The following is a 16086-nucleotide window of genomic DNA, read 5'->3' on the forward strand; positions in this document are numbered from 1 at the left end:
GGGGAAGAACCAGCAAATCACCATGACACGCTCATGATTGCGCTCACCGCGACAGTGCGGTGTCGCGGAGTTACGATCGGCGCGCCGGTAACGGCAAGGTTGCCTAATTGAAGGCGGTTTTCATGACGAATGCTGTGCCGCAGCCTGTTGCGTTGGGTGATGAGGCTGCGAGGACGCTGGCGAATGCCACCAAGTCCGTCCCGCAGATGGAATCGATCACCCCGCGGTGGCTGGTCCATCTCCTGAACTGGGTGCCGGTCGAGGCCGGTATCTACCGGCTCAACCGGGTGACTCACGAACAGACCGTCGACATCCAGTGCGACAACTACGACGAGTCCCCGCTGCCGGAAACCTTCATCGACTACGAGAAGCAGCCGCGCGAACTGCGCCTCAAGGCCGTGCACACCATTCTCGACGTGCACACCCGCGTCTCGGACCTGTACTCCAGCCCGCACGATCAGATCGCGCAGCAGCTGCGACTGACCATCGAGGCGATCAAGGAGCACCAGGAGGGCGAGCTGATCAACAGCCCCGACTACGGGCTGATCGCCAATGCGGTGAAGAAGCAACGGATTTCGACCATCGCGGGCCCGCCCACCCCCGATGATCTGGACAACCTGATCACCAAGGTGTGGAAGGAGCCCGGCTTCTTCCTGACCCACCCGGAGGGTGTGGCCGCCTTCGGCCGGGAATGCACCCGGCGCGGTGTGCCACCGCCGACGGTCAGCATGTTCGGCTCCCAATTCCTCACCTGGCGTGGGATTCCCATCATCCCGTCGGACAAGGTGCCGGTGGAGCGCGGCAAGACCAAGTTCCTGCTGATCCGCACCGGCGAATCCCGCCAGGGCGTGATCGGGCTCTATCAGCCGGGTCTGGCGGGGGAGCAGGGGCCGGGACTGTCGGTGAAGTTCATGGGGATCGACCGCAGCGCGATCGCCTCGTATCTGGTGTCGCTGTACTGCTCGCTGGCAGTGCTGACCGACGATGCGGTGGCCGTGCTCGAGGGCGTCGAGGTGAACAAGTTCCATGACTACGCACCGACCTACCGCTGAGGTCCCCACTCCACCGGACCCGGCGTCCGCCGCCGGGGCCGAGTGGAGTGCACTGCTGCCGGACGAGGCGACGCTGAATCGCCTTGCCGGAGCGTTCTTCTCGGCGCTGCCGGGCGGTGTGCCAGGGCTGGCCACGGTCGGCGTCGCCGAACCGTCCCTGCCCTCGGTTCCGGCGGGCGTGCCCTCGGTTCCGGCCGGTGTCGCCCCGTCCGCCGTCACCCGGACGGCGGTCCCGACCGCGCCTCCGGCCAGGCCGATACCCGCCAATCCCTATCCGGCGGCGACGGATCCGACCTCCAAGGGCGGCGGTCCGTCCGCGGCACCGGCGGCGGGTGCGGTCCCGCCAGGCGGCCCCACCCCGCTGCCCGAGGTCCCGGGCTGGGAGCCTCGCCCGGAACCTGCGGCGGTGCACCGTGATCCGCTGATCCCGGTACTGCCGTCACTGGATCTGCCGCTGGCCGTACCGCGCCCGCATCTCCCTACCTCGGCCCCCGCCGCACCGCAGTTCTACTTCCTGCCGGAGCCGAAAACCCCTGCCGCACCGGCGGAGTCGCCGTACTACTTCCTCGGCGCGGGCCTCGGGCGGATCGCCCCGGACCCGCATCCGCCGTTCGACGTCAACGCGGTGCGCAACGATTTCCCGATCCTGCGCGAGCGCGTGAACGGTCACCCGCTGGTGTGGTTCGACAATGCCGCCACCACGCAGAAGCCGCGGGCGGTCATCGACCGCCTCAGCCACTTCTACGAGCACGAGAACTCCAATATCCACCGGGCCGCACACGAATTGGCGGCTCGCTCCACCGATGCCTACGAGCACGCGCGCGAAGCCGTCGCGCGGTTTCTCGGGGCCGGATCGGCGGAGGAGATCATCTTCGTGCGCGGCGCGACCGAGGGCATCAACCTCATCGCGCAGACGTGGGGCCGCAAGCACATTCGGGCCGGGGACGAGATCGTGATCTCGCACCTGGAGCATCACGCCAATATCGTGCCCTGGCAGCTGCTGGCCGCCGAGACGGGTGCGGTGCTGAAGGTGATCCCGGTCGACGACTCCGGGCAGGTGCTGCTCGATGAGTACACCCGGCTGCTGTCGGATCGCACGAAACTGGTGTCGGTGACCCAGGTTTCCAATGCGCTCGGCACCGTCGTCCCGGTTCGGGAGATCGTCGCGGCGGCCCGCCGGGCGGGCGCGGTCACCATCGTGGACGGCGCGCAGTCGGTGCCGCACACCAGGATCGACGTGCGTTCGCTGGACACGGACTTCTTCGTGTTCTCCGGCCATAAGCTGTACGGCCCCACCGGTATCGGTGCGGTCTACGGTAAATCCGAAGTGCTGCAGGACCTTCCGCCCTGGCAGGCCGGCGGCAACATGATCAGCGACGTGACCCTGGAACGTTCGCTGTTCAACCCGCCGCCGGGCCGTTTCGAGGCGGGCACCGGCAATATCGCCGACGCGGTCGGTCTCGGCGCGGCCATCGAGTACGTCGAAACCCTCGGCATCGACAATGTCGCGCACTACGAGCACCTGCTGCTCGAGTACGCGACCCCGCGACTGGCCGCCATCCCCGGCGTCCGCCTCATCGGGACCGCCGCGGAGAAGGCCAGCGTCCTGTCGTTCACCCTGGCCGGGCACGAACCACTCGAGGTCGGAAAGGCCTTGAACGAGAAGGGGATCGCCGTGCGCGCCGGACATCACTGCGCACAGCCCATCCTTCGCCGCTTCGGCGTCGAGGCGACGGTCCGTCCCTCGTTCGCCTTCTACAACACCTGCGAGGAGATCGACCGCATGATCGCCGCGGTCGATCAGCTCGCACGCGCCCGCAGGTAGATCGTTCGCACCCGCCCGGTGACCGTGGACCACGGTCACCGGGCGGGTGCATGTCCGGATCATCACCAGTGCTTCCCGGTGGTCTCCCTCGGCTGTCCGCCGTGATCGCGACGGCCGGGACGCGAGGGGCGCGTCCGGGACGGCGGATCGGCCGTCACCGAGGTGGTGGGCGCGGGGGAATCCGAAGTGACGGTAGGCATGTCGGTGCTCGTCGACCCGGGTTCGGTACTCGTGGGCGGCGTGCCGGGTGTCGAGGGCAGCGTGGTGGCGCCGCCGTCGGGTGGCGCGTCCGAGGTGGGCGTGACGGAGGTCGTCGCGGGTGTCGTGGTCGCGGAGCCGCCCACACCGAAGGTCGCGTCGGTGACGACGCCATTGCCGTCGGTGGTCAGCGTGACCGGGTTCGCCGTGCCGATCAGGTTCTGGCAGTTCAGGTTTCCGAAGGACTGCTGGGCGCGCATGGCGAGAAAGGTGAACAGGTTCGTCGCCGCGGCCGGATCCACCGAGGGCGCCGCGGTGAAGGTCGCCTGGTCCTTGAACACGCGGGCGATCCCACTCGGGGTGGTGAACAGGTTGGTGCAGTAGGTCGCTCCGTCGCCGTCGTCACCGGTGTGGGTTCGCCCGTCCGCCTTCACCTTTCCCTGCGTACCGCCACCCGGGTCGGCGGCATCGTCCGCGTCGATCGCGTCCGCGCCGTCACCCTCCTCGTCGCGATCGCGCCCGCGCACCAGCCCCTGATCCACCCCTTGGCGGTAGCGATCGGTCTTGAGCACACTGGGTTTGCCGTTGTTCACCGTCATCGGATCGGTGAGCGGGACGAGCGCGATGGGGGCCTGCTGGTCGGCGGCGGCGGACAGTTCGTCGGTGACCAGCGCCGGGGTCAACTGTCCGTCATTGGACTGATCGGGCACGGTCCACGGCGCACACCCGAGCGCGGGATCGATGAAGCGGCTCAGCAGCAGATTGTCGCTGCCGTTGGCCAGGTCCGCGGCACCGGTGAGCTGCGCGGTGTTCGCGGCGTTCTGCTGTGCGGTCTGCCCGTTGGCGGTGGCCAGGTAGTGCGTGACGACATTGTCGCTCTGGTCCTGATCCACCACGGAGAAGTCGCGAACCGTGGGACACGGCAATCCATCCGAGGCCGTTCCCGCCGCGGGCACCGCCAGCGTGTGGTCGGCGATCTGCTTGTGCGCGGCCCGGAAGAGCGCCTGCCCGTTGCAGTACGCGAACTGGCCGAACAGCGAGCCATGCGGCAGACCGTTGACGCAGCGTCCCTGGCTGAGCGCGCGGGTGCCGTCCGCGGCCTTCAGGGTCAGGTTCACACCGTTGAACCCGAACCAGATGCCCACTGTCGCACCGCGATCCACCTGCGCGGGCACGGGAGCGACGGCCGGCTGGGTGCCCTGGTCGATTACCAGCGGGTCGTAGGTGGTCAGCTTCCCGTTCCCGGACAGCACGGCGGCCTCGACGAAGGCCGACTGTCCGGCATTCGCCTCGTTGCACGGTCCGGCGGCCGGATCGGTGGCGGTCAGCTGGTAGGGCGTCGCGAGCCCGCGAGCCGAGAGCGGGTCGTCGGGCACGATGAGCGTGCAGTTCTGATCGGGACCGGCCGGGGCGGCGGTGGCCGGGCGACCATCGATGATCAGCGCGCTGCCGAGGACGAGCAAGCCGGCGACGAGGGCGGCGGCGGGTGTGGTGCGCAGTGCCATTCCATGCAAGGGATTCTCCTAGCGGCTGAAATGCCGGACGGCCGACGACCGCATCTCGGTACTATCACGGTCCGCTTCGGCATTCGCCGACAAGATGTTCCCGGAAGCGGAAACGATGCCCCCACGATAGGTATGCGAGCCCACCCGGGCAAGCGTTCGCTGTTATTGGGTTTCCAGCACACGGGCCTGCTGTTATTGGGGATTCCGTTACGCAGGGCGGTGTTTACTTCTCGCAGTCGCCGCAGAATCATGGTGATCATCACGGAGCTCTCGAGATCTGGAGATGAGGAAATAGTTGTGCGTACTTGGAAATCCATTGTGACCATGGCTTTGGCGGCCGCGGTGCTGGGATTCGGCGGCGGTTCGGCCGTGGCGGATCCGATCACCGATCAGATAGTCCATTTCACGACCCACGGCACCCCGGGCGGTGCGATGATATCGACCGATACCGGCTCGATGGGCGTCGAGGACGGCGTCTTCAAAATAAAATCGCCGAACGGCACCACGGTGGCCGGGACCGATTTGAAATTCCGGGTCGATGACTTCGAATTCCCGATCGCGGCCGATATCACCGACCGCACCGCGACCCTGACCCCGCAGTTCGATATCGACCACGCGGTATACCGTCCGGTCGCCCTGCCCTTCGAAGGCGACAATCAGTTCAAATCCCCGTTCGATCGCGAGCAGGCGGCCTTCAATCGCATGAAGGACACCATCGCGGTCGGCGCGACCACCGGCACCCTGTTCGGCGGTTTGGGCGGTTCCGCCCTCGGCTGCGTGCTGGGCGGCCTGGCGGGTGCCACGGTCGCGGGCGCCACCATCATCGGCCTGTTCGGGCCGATCCTGCCCGCCGGCCTGCTGGGCTGCCTGGGCGGCATCGCGGCCGTCGGCGCGCTCGGCACCCTCGCGGGGCAACTGCTGGTGACCGCGCCGGTGACGATTCTCGCTGCGGTGCAGTACTTCTCGACCATCAATCAGCCCTTCCCGGGGAGGTGACGATCGGGAAATGCCGGAACCCACCCGGAATGCCTGACGGGGCCGCCGTCGGACCACCGGCCACCGCAGGAGCGTTCGGGGGCGACGCCACCGCGCCGAGCACGTCGCCCCCGCACGCGCCACCCGTGATCGCGCCGCATCGATCGTGCCGATTCCGAAATGAGAATCCCTATGGCGAAACGCTTTTCCCTCGATCCGGACGTGGACGACGCGAGCGACGGCTTGGAGACCAAGCCGTCGCCGCGCATCGATCCCGGGCAACCGGAATCGAGTCCGGTCCGCCGCCTCGGCATCGCGGGCGGGCCACCCCTGCTGGAAATCCGCCAACCCGGCCGCCCGATGCGCCGGGAGCGACTGCGCGGCCCGGTCACGGTCGGCCGCTCCCACCACGGCATCCGGGTGACCGATCCCGAGGTCTCCCGCGAGCATCTGCGACTGGTGCCCGGACCCACCGGCCTGTCACTGGTCGACCTCGGTAGCCGCAACGGCACCTGGGTCAACGGCGTGCGACTGAGCGGACGGGTCACACTCGCGGCCGGTGACCTGGTGCAATTCGGCGGCACCGTGATTGCCGTGCTCTACGCACCTTCGGCCGATCCGGACGGACCGCACGAGGCCACGCCCACCACCCAGACCACCAACACCACCCAGGCCGCTCACCCCACTCAGACCGCTGGGCCGCACGAGGTACCGCGTCCCACACAGGCCGGATGGATCGCGCTGGCCGATGCGCTGCTGGGCATCGACCAGACCGGCCTGCGAAACCTGTTCCCGACCTTCACCGAGCTGCCCGCCCGGATCCCCCGGGGGCTGTGGCGTGCCGTCCAGATCGCCAGTGTCGCAATCTATCTGGCGATCATCGTGGCAATGTTCCTCGATCCTGCGGTCGGGCTGTTCGCGTTCTTCGGCATCGTGGTGCCGCTGCTGCCCGGACTGTTCCTGATCGCTCCCGGGGCGTGGCGCAACAGCTGCCCGCTGGCCGCGGTCAACCAGATACCGCGGGTGCGCGGCTTCGGCCTCGCCAAACCCCCACCGGCCTGGCTGTATTCGCACGGCTACCTGGTTTCGGTGGCGCTGTTCTTCGGCATCGCGGGCGCCCGCCTGGCCGGATTGGACCGCAATGGTGTCGCGGCCGGAATCGTGCTGCTCGCGGTGCTGGCGGCCGCGTTCACCGGTGGCGTGCTGTTCAAGGGCAAGAGCGGTTGGTGCAGCACCATCTGCCCGCTGTTCGCGCTGCAACGCGCCTACGGCCAGACGCCGTTCGCCACCGTGCGCAACGCGCACTGCAGTCCCTGCGTGGGCTGCGCCAAGAACTGCTTCGATCTGCGGCCGCGCAGCGCATATCAGGCCGACCTGGCCGATCCTGCGGCCTCGTGGACCGGCCCCCGCCGGGTCTTCGCCGCCGCCCTGCCGGGCTTCGTGCTGGGCTTCTTCGTCCTGAACGGACACGCCGGACTCGGTGTGGTGCAGAGCTTTTCGCTGCTGCTGCTGTTCATGGCGGTGGCCGTCGCGGTCTTCTTCATCGTCGACGCCAGCACCCGGCTCGGTCACGCCATGCTCGGCGTCGGTTCCGCCGCCATCGCCCTGAACATCTTCTACTGGTTCACGGGAATCTCACTGGCCCATGCGATCTCGGCGCTGATGGGCGCGGACCTCTCCTGGATGCGCTGGCAGGTCCGGGTCACCGTGCTGCTGGCCACCGTCTACTGGATCGCGCGCACCCGGGTCGTGGAACTGCAGTACTCCGTGCACACCGGTGCGCGCTCCGGGCCGGTCACCTTGCCGATGCCCCGCCCCGCCGGGCAGCGGCCGCCCGAAACATCCGCGGCGACCGTGGTTTTCGACCAGAGTCGCGCCGAGGTCAGCGCCGAGCCCGGTTCGAGCCTGCTCGAGATCGCCGAAAAGGCCTGCGAGCGAATTGAATCGGGCTGCCGCATGGGAGTGTGCGGCGCGGATCCGGTCGCGGTGCTCGACGGCGCGGCCGCGCTGACCCCGGCCGGACCCGACGAACTCGACACCCTGCGCCGACTCGGCCTCGCGGACAACACCCGCATGGCCTGCTGCGCCCGCCTCGACAGCGGCACCGTGCGGGTATCGCTGTCGCCCAAACCGGGCCGGGTGATCACCACCGCACCAACGCATTTCGACCGCTCGATCGTCAGCGTCGTGGTGGTGGGCAGCGGCATCGCCGGGGTGACCGCCGCCGACTTCATCCGCCGTGGCCATCCCGACTGCGAGATCCACCTGGTCGGGCAGGAACCGCACGGACCCTACAACCGGATGGGCATCTCGCGGCTGGTCTACGGACGCTCGGCCATGCGCGGACTGTCGTTGCTCCCGGAGACCTGGTACGACGAGCACGGGGTCACGGCCTGGCTCAACACCCTCGCCACCGGTATCGACGTGTCGGCCCGCGAGGTCCAGCTGGCCACCGGCCAGGCGTTGCCCTACGACCGGCTGGTGCTGGCCATGGGCGCCCGCAGCTCCACCCCGCCCATCGAAGGGCTCTGGCGTCCGGGATGTTTCGCCCTGCACGAGGCCGACGACGCCATGCGCATCCGCTCCTACGTCCAGCAGTTCGGCTGCCGCGACGCCGTGATCGCCGGCGCGGGACTGCTCGGCGTGGAGATCGCCGCCGCCCTGCACCGACTGGGCCTGGCGGTCACGGTCCTCGAACGCGGCGATCGGCTGCTGTCGCGCCACATCGACCCGCGCTGCGCCGAACTGCTGCTCGACCATCTCTCGGCGCTGGGTATCCGAGTGCTGCGACGGGCCGAATGTCTGCGGGTCACCGGCGATCCCGCGGTGCACGCGGTGGAACTGGCCGACGCCCAGCGCCTGGACTGCGATCTGTTCCTCACCGCCACGGGCATCGCGCCCAATACCGATCTCGCCCGCGCGGCCGGCATCCCGGTCGGGCGGGGCATCCTCGTCGACGACCGCATGCGGACCGGGGTGCCGGACGTCTACGCCGCGGGGGATGTCGCGGAGTATCGGGGTCAGGTGGTCGGGCTGTGGCCGATCGCGGCCGAACAGGGGCAGGTCGCGGCCGTCAACGCGCTCGGCGGCGACCGGTCACTGGCCGAGGTCGCGCCCGCGGCGATCCTCAAGGATGTGGGTCTGGAGCTCTTCGCGCTGGGCGCGGTGCATCCGCAGCCGGGCGGCGAGGTGATCGTGGTGGACCGGCCGGGGTCGTATCGCCGACTGGTGATGGAGCGGGGCCGGATCGTGGGAGTGACTGTGCTGGGCCGTCATCCGGGAGATATCGCAGCCGCCCAGCATGCGATCCGAACCCAGCTGCCGGTGCCGGTGAGCGCGCGCAACGCGCTGTACGGCGGTGACTGGTCGGTGCTGCGGTGAGGAGTGCGGTTGCCGCGCTCGCCGAATCGGCGGGCGCGGCAAGTGTTTTCGCGACAGCACGGCGCTAAGGTAGCGCCGCGACGGCGTTCACGGGTAGCTCCCGATATTGCCGGAGTTGAATTATCTCTCGTTCGAGTTCTTCGATACGCCGCTGTGCGGCCGCGAGTTCGAGTAATCCGCCGCGCGTGAGCGGGGCCTGCCCGGTCGCGATGAGTTCCTGCCGCCGCCAGTTGTAGATGGTCTGTTCGGCAATGCCCAGGTCCGACGCAACCCGGGCGACAGTGCGACCGGTGGTGATCAGCTCGAGCACCTTGCAGCGAATTTCTGCTGAATAACGCTTGGGCATTGAGACTTCTCCTTCGGCGGCGTCAGTGATCCCTCGGGAGAAGTGCGTGGGGGATGCCGGTCACAGTGGCCGACGTCCAGCTCAGCAGACGGCAGCTATCGACCACATGTGCTCCTGGTCAACGAAGAGATTGAGGCGGCCCCGACATGCCCGTCTCCGAGATCTTCCCGTGATGAAAAGGTGATTGGTTCTACGTTCAAGTGTTACCTAGACGATAGGTTTTCGCAGTCGGATTGGTCAAGAATATTAGAGTATTGTAATCCCATTTAAGAATGAGAATTACCGGTCGGTAATAGTGCTGGCTAGGGCCGAATCAGAAAAAGCGGACTCGTCCAGACGCGATGGCCGTCCGCCTGCCGGGCATGCAGATATACCGCGCTGTCGGTGTCCGGCAGTGTGAGGTCGAGGCTGCCGCGGACGGTGACCGGCAGTGCGTCCGGATCGGCGATGCGCTCCAACCGTATTCCGAGGTTGAGTCCGCCCATCGCGAGCTCGTGGTAGCCGGTGTCGATCAGATCGCGGCCGCTCACGGTGAAGCCGTCGCGCCTATCGTCCTCGGAGACGGTGGTTTCCAGGTCGAAGTGCGCGTCGGCCAGGTCACCGAGTCGCAGGATCACGCCGATATCGGAGCCGTACGTCGTGGTCCGCCACCTGATTTCGTCGCCGTCGTGTTCGATGAGCTGTTCCGGGTGCAGCCGCGCCCACGGGCTGGCGGTGTCGATGGTCGTGCCGCTGACTCGCAGCCGACCACTCCAGTCGGCCCATCGGTAGCGGTCGCGGTGGCGCGCCCCACCCCAGCGCACCCGGATCAGGGTGTCCGACAACCCGGTTTCGGCATTGAGGTCGCGCCGCCAGATCTCCCCGGTGGTGTCGCAGACGGTGAGCTCCTCCCAGCCGCTGCTGCCGTACAGCCCGTACTCGGCCGTGAGTTCGGCTGCGTCGGTGCGGATATCGTCGCCCATCCAGTGCTCTCCGCTGCGCAGCAGCGCGACCGTGCGGGGACCGGTGCTCGCCCACGTCCGGCGCGCCCGCAGCGTCCGGCCCACCTCGGAGGGGGTGAGATCCGGTGCGAGCACACCGGTTACGCCACCGGTCGCCCCGAAGATCGTCGCGCCCGGAGCGCCGCTGCCGGGGCGGCCGCGGTGCTCGTCACTGGCGGCGCTCGCGCCCAGCCGCAGGCCGCGTGCCAGTGCGTCGCGCAGGAACCAGGGACTGGAACCCCAGGTGGAATGCACCTCGATGAGTCGCTCCAGCGCCGGATGGTGCCAGTCGAGGACCGCGCGCCGCCCGCCCACGTGCGGGATGAGCAGGTACGACTCGGGATCACGCTCATAGGCCGCGAAAAGCTCGGTGATGGGCCAGGTTTCGGGCACCGGCGTCGCGGAGGTCATGCCCGCGTGCCAGGCCAGCGAGCGGGCCAGGGGGGTGTCCTCGCCCAGGAAGACCACATTGTGATCGCCGCCGACCCCGGCGGTGCCGCACCATTCGACGCCCGGATAGCAGACGAATTCGCCGTCCACCGTCGCCTTGCGGCAGGCGGCGACCACGTCGTCCCACACCTCGTCGGTGATCTGGAAGTCGTTGGCCGTGTAGCCGAGTACGTCGAGGGCCCCGATATCGCGGCCGTAGGCCAGGTTCCACGCGGTGTCCTGGGTGCCGACCGTGTCGTCGGAATGCACGTGCAGGTCAGCGAAGTACGCGCGTTCTCCGGGCAGATCCTCGACGACGTCCAGGTGGCTGCGCGTGGGAGCGACTGTGCCACCGGCGAACTCGGCCTCGATCTCGACCACCGTGGCATCCCCGGGCGGCGGCACCGTCAATACGCCGTGTGACCAGCCCGTCGCCGGTGTCTCGATGGCGGCGACGAGCTGCCCGTCGATCGACGCCCGCAGCACGGCCGCGACATCCCGGCAGGCATTACCCCATCGATCCTCGAGATGCGTGTGCAGTCCGACCGCCGGACTACCCGTGCGCACCAGCCGCGGCCCGTGTGCGACAAGACGTTCCGGCGGCCCGGGCACGATCGCGATCCGGCAGGTGCCCGCCCGCGCCATCCGTGAGGTCCCCAGCGGATCCACGAACAGTTGCAGTGTGAACGCGTCCTCGGCGAAGGTCTGCACCCTGGTTCCGGGACCGCCGAAACGCCGGTCGCCGAAACGGATCTCGATGACGTCACCTGGCCGCAGATAGCCGTCGACGACATGCACCAGCACTGCCTTCTGGAACGGTCGTTCCCCGCCCTTCACGTCGTAGCGCACATCGAGGCGTCGCACGGTGGCCGCGCCGTCGTCGGACGCGCCACCGATCAGGGAGCGGTGCACCACCCGTGCGCTCACATGATCGCGGCCCGCCGGGTCTGCGGTCTGGAGATCCCAGTCGGAGTAGTACCGGAAGCACAGCTTGAGCCACCCGCTGTCGGCGATCCCGGACCCGCCGACGGTGTAGGTGAACACCAGCTCCTCGGTCGAGCCCGCGACCAGCGTGTCGGTCGAGCACTCCAGGCTGCCCAGGAACGGCAGGGCGCGGATCTCCGCGGTGATGCGTTCGCGCACCGGCGGATCCGAGCAGTCGTTGGTGCGCACCGCTCCCACTGGACGCAGGGCGATCGCGGGGACGGAAGCGTGGGGTGCAGCCATGCCGACGATTGTCGGCGCGCACCGACTCGACAGTCCAAGGTATAAATACGATCCGACTTATCACCGAGAGTGACTACTGCCGTGAACCTTCAACAGTTGCGCTACGCCGCCGCGGTCGCCGCGACCGGCAGCTTCACCAAGGCCGCCGCGGAGGAGTTCGTCGTCCAATCGGCCTTGAGCCAGCAGCTGCGCAAACTCGAGGACGAGCTCGGCGTGCGACTGTTCGAACGCACCACCCGCTCGGTGACACCGACCCCGGCGGGGGAGGCGCTCCTCCCACAGATCCGCCAGATCCTCGCGGGCGTCGAGCGGCTCGGCGCCGATGCCCGAGCCTGGCAGGGCGCGGTCCGAGGTCGCCTCAGCGTCGGATTGATGGAGGTCCCACCCGAGCGGCTGGACATCGCCGCCCTGATGGCCGAGTTCCACAGTCGCTACCCGGAGGTCGCCGTCACCCTGCGCAGCGGCGGCAGCGATCTACTGGTCGCCGCCGTCCGCGATCGCAAGCTGGATATCGCCATCGTCGGCTTGACCGCCGAATCCGCCACGGCCCGCCTGGAATTCACGCCCCTGCTCACCGAGGCGCTGGTCGCGGTGCTGCCTGCGAACCACACCCTGGCGGCCGGTCCCACGGTCACCACGGCCGAGTTGGCGGCCTGCCCGTTCATCGACTTCCCGCCCGGCTACGGTCTGCGCCACGAGACCGAACGCGGATTCCGCGGCCTGACAAGGCAAGTCGCGTTCGAGGTGACCCGGGTCGAACAGGTCGCGCAATTCGTCCGCCAGCGCCTGGGCGTCGCACTGCTGCCGGAGTCGGTGGCCCGCTCGCACGCGGATGCCGGGCTGGCGCTGCGGCCGGTCTCGGATGCCGAGTTGCGCCGTCAGGTCAACCTGGTGGTGCCCGCCACCCCGGCCGGTTCGGCGGCCTGCCTCGCATTCGTGCGCTGCGTAACCGAATTCGCGGGCGAGCGCGCCGTCACGGAGTGACGTGCTGCGGTCCGGTGTCGTCCGGCGGCGGCCCGGTCTCGTCCGGTGCGGCGGGTCGCCGGTGTCCGCGTCGCCGCCACCAGGTTTCGATCTGCGTCAGCCGGGTGGCGCGCGCGGGCCAGAATTCCTGCACGCTGGCATTGAATTCGGCCCCGAGGATGATCGAGAAGCCGAGGAAGAAGGTGAACAGCAGGAAGGCGATCGGCGTCGCCAGCGCGCCGTAGCTGATGCCGGTGCGGGTCACCCACGCCAGGTATCGGCGCAGTCCTTCGCTGGCGGCCATGAAGAACACGCCCGCCACCAGTGCCCCGCCGAAGAGCCGATGGAACGGCAGCGTCCGGTGCAGCGCCAGCTTGTAGAGCGCGGTCAGCCCGACGATCAGGAAGATGCCGGTGCCGGGGTAGTAGAAGGTGTCGATCAGCTGGAAACCCGGTGCCCGCCAGCCGTGTGGCAGCACCCGTCCGATCAGGGTCGGGCCCAACGCCACCACCGGCAGGATCAGTACCGCCGCGACCAGGAACCCGACGTACAGCAGCAGCGCGAAGATCCGCTGCCAGACCGGGTGTCGCGCGGTGGCCTGCCCGTGCGCGGCGGTGATGGCGTCCACGAAGGTCGCCATGGCCGAGGACCCGGCCCACAGCGACAGCACGAAACCCACCGACACCACCCCGCCGTGCCCGCGTTGCAGCACGTCGTTGACGGTCGGTTCGACCAGGTCGTCGACGACCGTGGGGCTGAACGCCTTCCGTGCGAAGGCGATGATCTTGCCTTCGACGATGGTGACGGTGTCGGGTCCGAACCAGTGCCCGACATAGCCGAGGCTGCCGAGCAGTCCCAGAAGCAGCGGGGCGAGCGAGAGGGTCTGCCAGAAGGCCGCGGCCGCGGATTTGGCGAAGATGGAATCGTCCCAGGCCTTCGCGGCCACGTGAACGACGAGCTGCCTGATTCGTCCCCAACGGGTGGCGGCGAGCACGACGGGTGTGACCGGCACGGGCGCGTCGGCGTGTTGCGGAGATTCGTCGTGCGCGTTCATGGTGGCTACAGCATCGCTCACCAGGGCTCGAGATGGGACCAGACGCACGATGTGTCGTGCGGCACTCCGTGGTGCTGTGTCGGATTGGAAAGCAGTCGGTCGGACTGGCTACTCTCTTCCAAGTGACTTCGGGTGGTGGCGGTTCTTTACGTGCATGGCAGCGCAGGGCTCTGACGAAGTATTTGACGACGAAGCCACGCGACTTCCTCGCCGTCGCCACGCCCGGTGCCGGTAAGACGACCTTCGCGCTGCGGGTGGCTGCCGAGTTGCTCAACGACCGCACGGTCGATCAGGTGACGGTGGTCGCGCCCACCGAGCACCTCAAGCACCAGTGGTCGGCGTCGGCGGCGCGCAGCGGCCTGCAGCTGGATTCGAACTTCTCCAATTCGACGGGGGCCACCTCGTCGGACTACCACGGTGTGGTGGTGACGTACGCGCAGGTGGCGTCGCATCCGTTCAAGCATCGGGTGCGTACCGAGAACCGGCGCACGCTGGTGATCATGGACGAGGTCCATCACGCCGGTGACGCCAAGAGCTGGGGCGAGGCGGTCGAGGAGGCGTTCGGCGATGCCACCCGTCGGCTCGCGCTCACGGGTACGCCGTTCCGAAGCGATGATTCGAAGATCCCGTTCATCACCTACGAGGCCGACGAGTCCGGTTTCGAGAAGTCGCGTGCCGATCACACCTACGGCTACTCCGAGGCGCTTGCCGACGGCGTGGTCCGGCCGGTGGTCTTCCTCGCCTACTCCGGTGAGGCGCACTGGCGCGACAGCGCGGGCGAGGAGTATTCCGCCCGCCTCGGTGAGCCGCTGAACGCCGAGCAGACCGCGCGGGCCTGGCGCACCGCCCTCGACCCCGCGGGCGACTGGATGTCGAAGGTGCTGACCGCGGCCGACACTCGCCTGCGTCAGCTGCGCGCCACCGGTATGCCGGACGCGGGCGGGCTGGTCATCGCGACCGATCAGGACAAGGCCCGCGACTACGCCGAACTGCTGGAACACATCTCGGGTACCAAGCCGACGGTGGTGTTGTCCGACGATCCCGGTTCCTCGGATCGCATCGGCGAGTTCAGTGAGAGCGTCAATCCGTGGATGGTCGCGGTGCGCATGGTGTCCGAGGGCGTCGACGTGCCGCGGCTGGCGGTCGGTGTGTATGCCACGTCCGCTTCCACGCCACTGTATTTCGCGCAGGCCATCGGTCGATTCGTGCGTGCCCGCAAGACCGGTGAGACCGCCAGCGTGTTCGTGCCCTCGGTGCCGGTGCTGCTGGATCTGGCCGCCCAGCTGGAGTTGCAGCGCGACCACGTGATCGGCAAAGCGCATCGTGAGGCGAGCGAGCTCGACGACGAACTGCTCATCGACGCCAACAAGCAGAAGGACGAGCCGGGGGAGGAGGAGAAGAAGTTCGTCGCCCTGGCCGCCGACGCCGAGCTCGATCAGGTTATCTACGACGGTGACTCGTTCGGCACCGCGACCTTCTCCGGCAGCGACGAGGAAGCCGACTACCTGGGCATCCCGGGGCTCTTGGACGCCGACCAGATGCGGGCCCTGTTGCGCGAGCGCCAGTCTCGCCAGTTGCAGGACCGCAGTGCCGCCGCCGAGCGGCCGTCCGGGGTGAACGTCGAGGCCGCCGCCGAACGCGCCGCCACCTCCGACAAACTCGGCGAACTGCGTCGCGAGCTCAACAGTCTGGTCGCCATGCACCACCACCGCACCGGCAAACCGCACGGTGTCATCCACGGTGACCTACGTCGCGAATGTGGTGGCCCCCCAACGGCATTGGCGACGGCCGATCAGCTCACCCAACGCATCGCGGCGCTGCGCAAACTCTGATTCAGACTATCCGTAGCTCGACTGAGACCGGGTCGCCGACCTGCAACCCCTCGGCGACCCGCACCGGTTTCTTCATGGGCAGCATGTAGGTCGCCCGTTTGCGGTCGGGAAATATCGACGTCGACCAGTGCGTGACACCCACTGTGACCCGCACCTTCAACGACCCGAATCCGCCTGCCGCGAACCCGAACCGCTGCTCGATCTCATCGGCGATGTCCTCCGGCAGGCTCACGAAGAACCACGACGTCTGGGATTGCCATTCCCACAGGTCCGCGGTGAATGCGAAGGGTTCGGAACTTTCCGGGGCCGGTGCCATATC

The 16086-nt window shown here is 68.3% G+C and carries 11 protein-coding genes; 6 read left to right on the plus strand and 5 right to left on the minus strand.

Annotated elements, in window-relative coordinates:
* Positions 1-122 precede the first annotated feature (122 nt).
* Together OG300_RS04810 and OG300_RS04815 are read left to right on the plus strand one after the other, a co-directional pair.
* The gene (locus tag OG300_RS04810; protein ID WP_405492541.1) at positions 123-1052 is read left to right on the plus strand and encodes a family 2A encapsulin nanocompartment shell protein; all 930 of its coding nucleotides are present in this window, start codon (positions 123-125) and stop codon (positions 1050-1052) included.
* Entirely contained in the window at positions 1027-2877 is a 1851-nt protein-coding gene (locus tag OG300_RS04815) for a family 2A encapsulin nanocompartment cargo protein cysteine desulfurase (protein ID WP_405492543.1), read from the plus strand. The genes OG300_RS04810 and OG300_RS04815 overlap by 26 nt, the downstream gene beginning before the upstream one ends.
* A gap of 62 nt (positions 2878-2939) precedes the next feature.
* On the opposite strand, the gene OG300_RS04820 is transcribed toward OG300_RS04815, so the two are convergent.
* Positions 2940-4589, minus strand: coding sequence for a hypothetical protein (locus OG300_RS04820; RefSeq protein ID WP_405492545.1), 1650 nt, complete (start codon positions 4587-4589; stop codon positions 2940-2942).
* 288 nt (positions 4590-4877) lie between these two features.
* Between OG300_RS04820 and OG300_RS04825 the strand changes: the two genes are divergently transcribed.
* Positions 4878-5576 carry a hypothetical protein gene (locus OG300_RS04825; protein ID WP_405492547.1) on the plus strand — a complete coding sequence of 233 codons (699 nt, stop codon included), beginning with the start codon at positions 4878-4880 and terminating at the stop codon, positions 5574-5576.
* 171 nt (positions 5577-5747) lie between these two features.
* Positions 5748-8936 (plus strand): FAD-dependent oxidoreductase, encoded by a 3189-nt coding sequence (locus tag OG300_RS04830; RefSeq protein ID WP_405492549.1) that lies wholly within the window; start codon positions 5748-5750, stop codon positions 8934-8936.
* A gap of 64 nt (positions 8937-9000) precedes the next feature.
* On the opposite strand, the gene OG300_RS04835 is transcribed toward OG300_RS04830, so the two are convergent.
* Both OG300_RS04835 and OG300_RS04840 read right to left on the minus strand, forming a co-directional pair.
* Positions 9001-9282: a transposase gene (locus OG300_RS04835; RefSeq protein ID WP_405492551.1), complete on the minus strand. Its 282-nt coding sequence runs from the start codon at positions 9280-9282 to the stop codon at positions 9001-9003.
* A gap of 302 nt (positions 9283-9584) precedes the next feature.
* Entirely contained in the window at positions 9585-11918 is a 2334-nt protein-coding gene (locus OG300_RS04840; protein WP_405492553.1) for a hypothetical protein, read from the minus strand.
* A gap of 81 nt (positions 11919-11999) precedes the next feature.
* Here OG300_RS04840 and OG300_RS04845 point away from each other — a divergent pair, with 81 nt between their 5' ends.
* Positions 12000-12902, plus strand: coding sequence for a LysR family transcriptional regulator (locus OG300_RS04845; protein ID WP_405492555.1), 903 nt, complete (start codon positions 12000-12002; stop codon positions 12900-12902).
* Here the strand turns inward: OG300_RS04845 and OG300_RS04850 are convergent.
* Positions 12892-13935 carry a YihY/virulence factor BrkB family protein gene (locus tag OG300_RS04850; protein WP_405498473.1) on the minus strand — a complete coding sequence of 348 codons (1044 nt, stop codon included), beginning with the start codon at positions 13933-13935 and terminating at the stop codon, positions 12892-12894. The two genes, OG300_RS04845 and OG300_RS04850, sit on opposite strands and share 11 nt — an antisense overlap.
* 104 nt (positions 13936-14039) lie before the next feature.
* Here OG300_RS04850 and OG300_RS04855 point away from each other — a divergent pair, with 104 nt between their 5' ends.
* Positions 14040-15767: a DEAD/DEAH box helicase gene (locus tag OG300_RS04855; RefSeq protein WP_405498474.1), complete on the plus strand. Its 1728-nt coding sequence runs from the start codon at positions 14040-14042 to the stop codon at positions 15765-15767.
* 1 nt (position 15768) lies between these two features.
* Here the strand turns inward: OG300_RS04855 and OG300_RS04860 are convergent, their stop codons facing one another.
* Positions 15769-16083, minus strand: a complete 315-nt coding sequence (locus OG300_RS04860; RefSeq protein WP_405492557.1) for a DUF1905 domain-containing protein — start codon at positions 16081-16083, stop codon at positions 15769-15771.
* Positions 16084-16086: the final 3 nt, after the last annotated feature.

It is taken from the genome of Nocardia sp. NBC_00511 (genome assembly GCF_045161165.1).
Taxonomy (GTDB): Bacteria; Actinomycetota; Actinomycetes; order Mycobacteriales; family Mycobacteriaceae; genus Nocardia.

Coding starts and splice junctions, on each gene's coding strand:
- OG300_RS04810 (WP_405492541.1), top strand. CDS start 123: ATGACGAATGCTGTGCCGCAGCCTGTTGCGTTGGGTGATGAGGCTGCG.
- OG300_RS04815 (WP_405492543.1), top strand. CDS start 1,027: ATGACTACGCACCGACCTACCGCTGAGGTCCCCACTCCACCGGACCCG.
- OG300_RS04830 (WP_405492549.1), top strand. CDS start 5,748: ATGGCGAAACGCTTTTCCCTCGATCCGGACGTGGACGACGCGAGCGAC.
- OG300_RS04835 (WP_405492551.1), bottom strand. CDS start 9,282: ATGCCCAAGCGTTATTCAGCAGAAATTCGCTGCAAGGTGCTCGAGCTG.
- OG300_RS04840 (WP_405492553.1), bottom strand. CDS start 11,918: ATGGCTGCACCCCACGCTTCCGTCCCCGCGATCGCCCTGCGTCCAGTG.
- OG300_RS04850 (WP_405498473.1), bottom strand. CDS start 13,935: ATGAACGCGCACGACGAATCTCCGCAACACGCCGACGCGCCCGTGCCG.
- OG300_RS04860 (WP_405492557.1), bottom strand. CDS start 16,083: ATGGCACCGGCCCCGGAAAGTTCCGAACCCTTCGCATTCACCGCGGAC.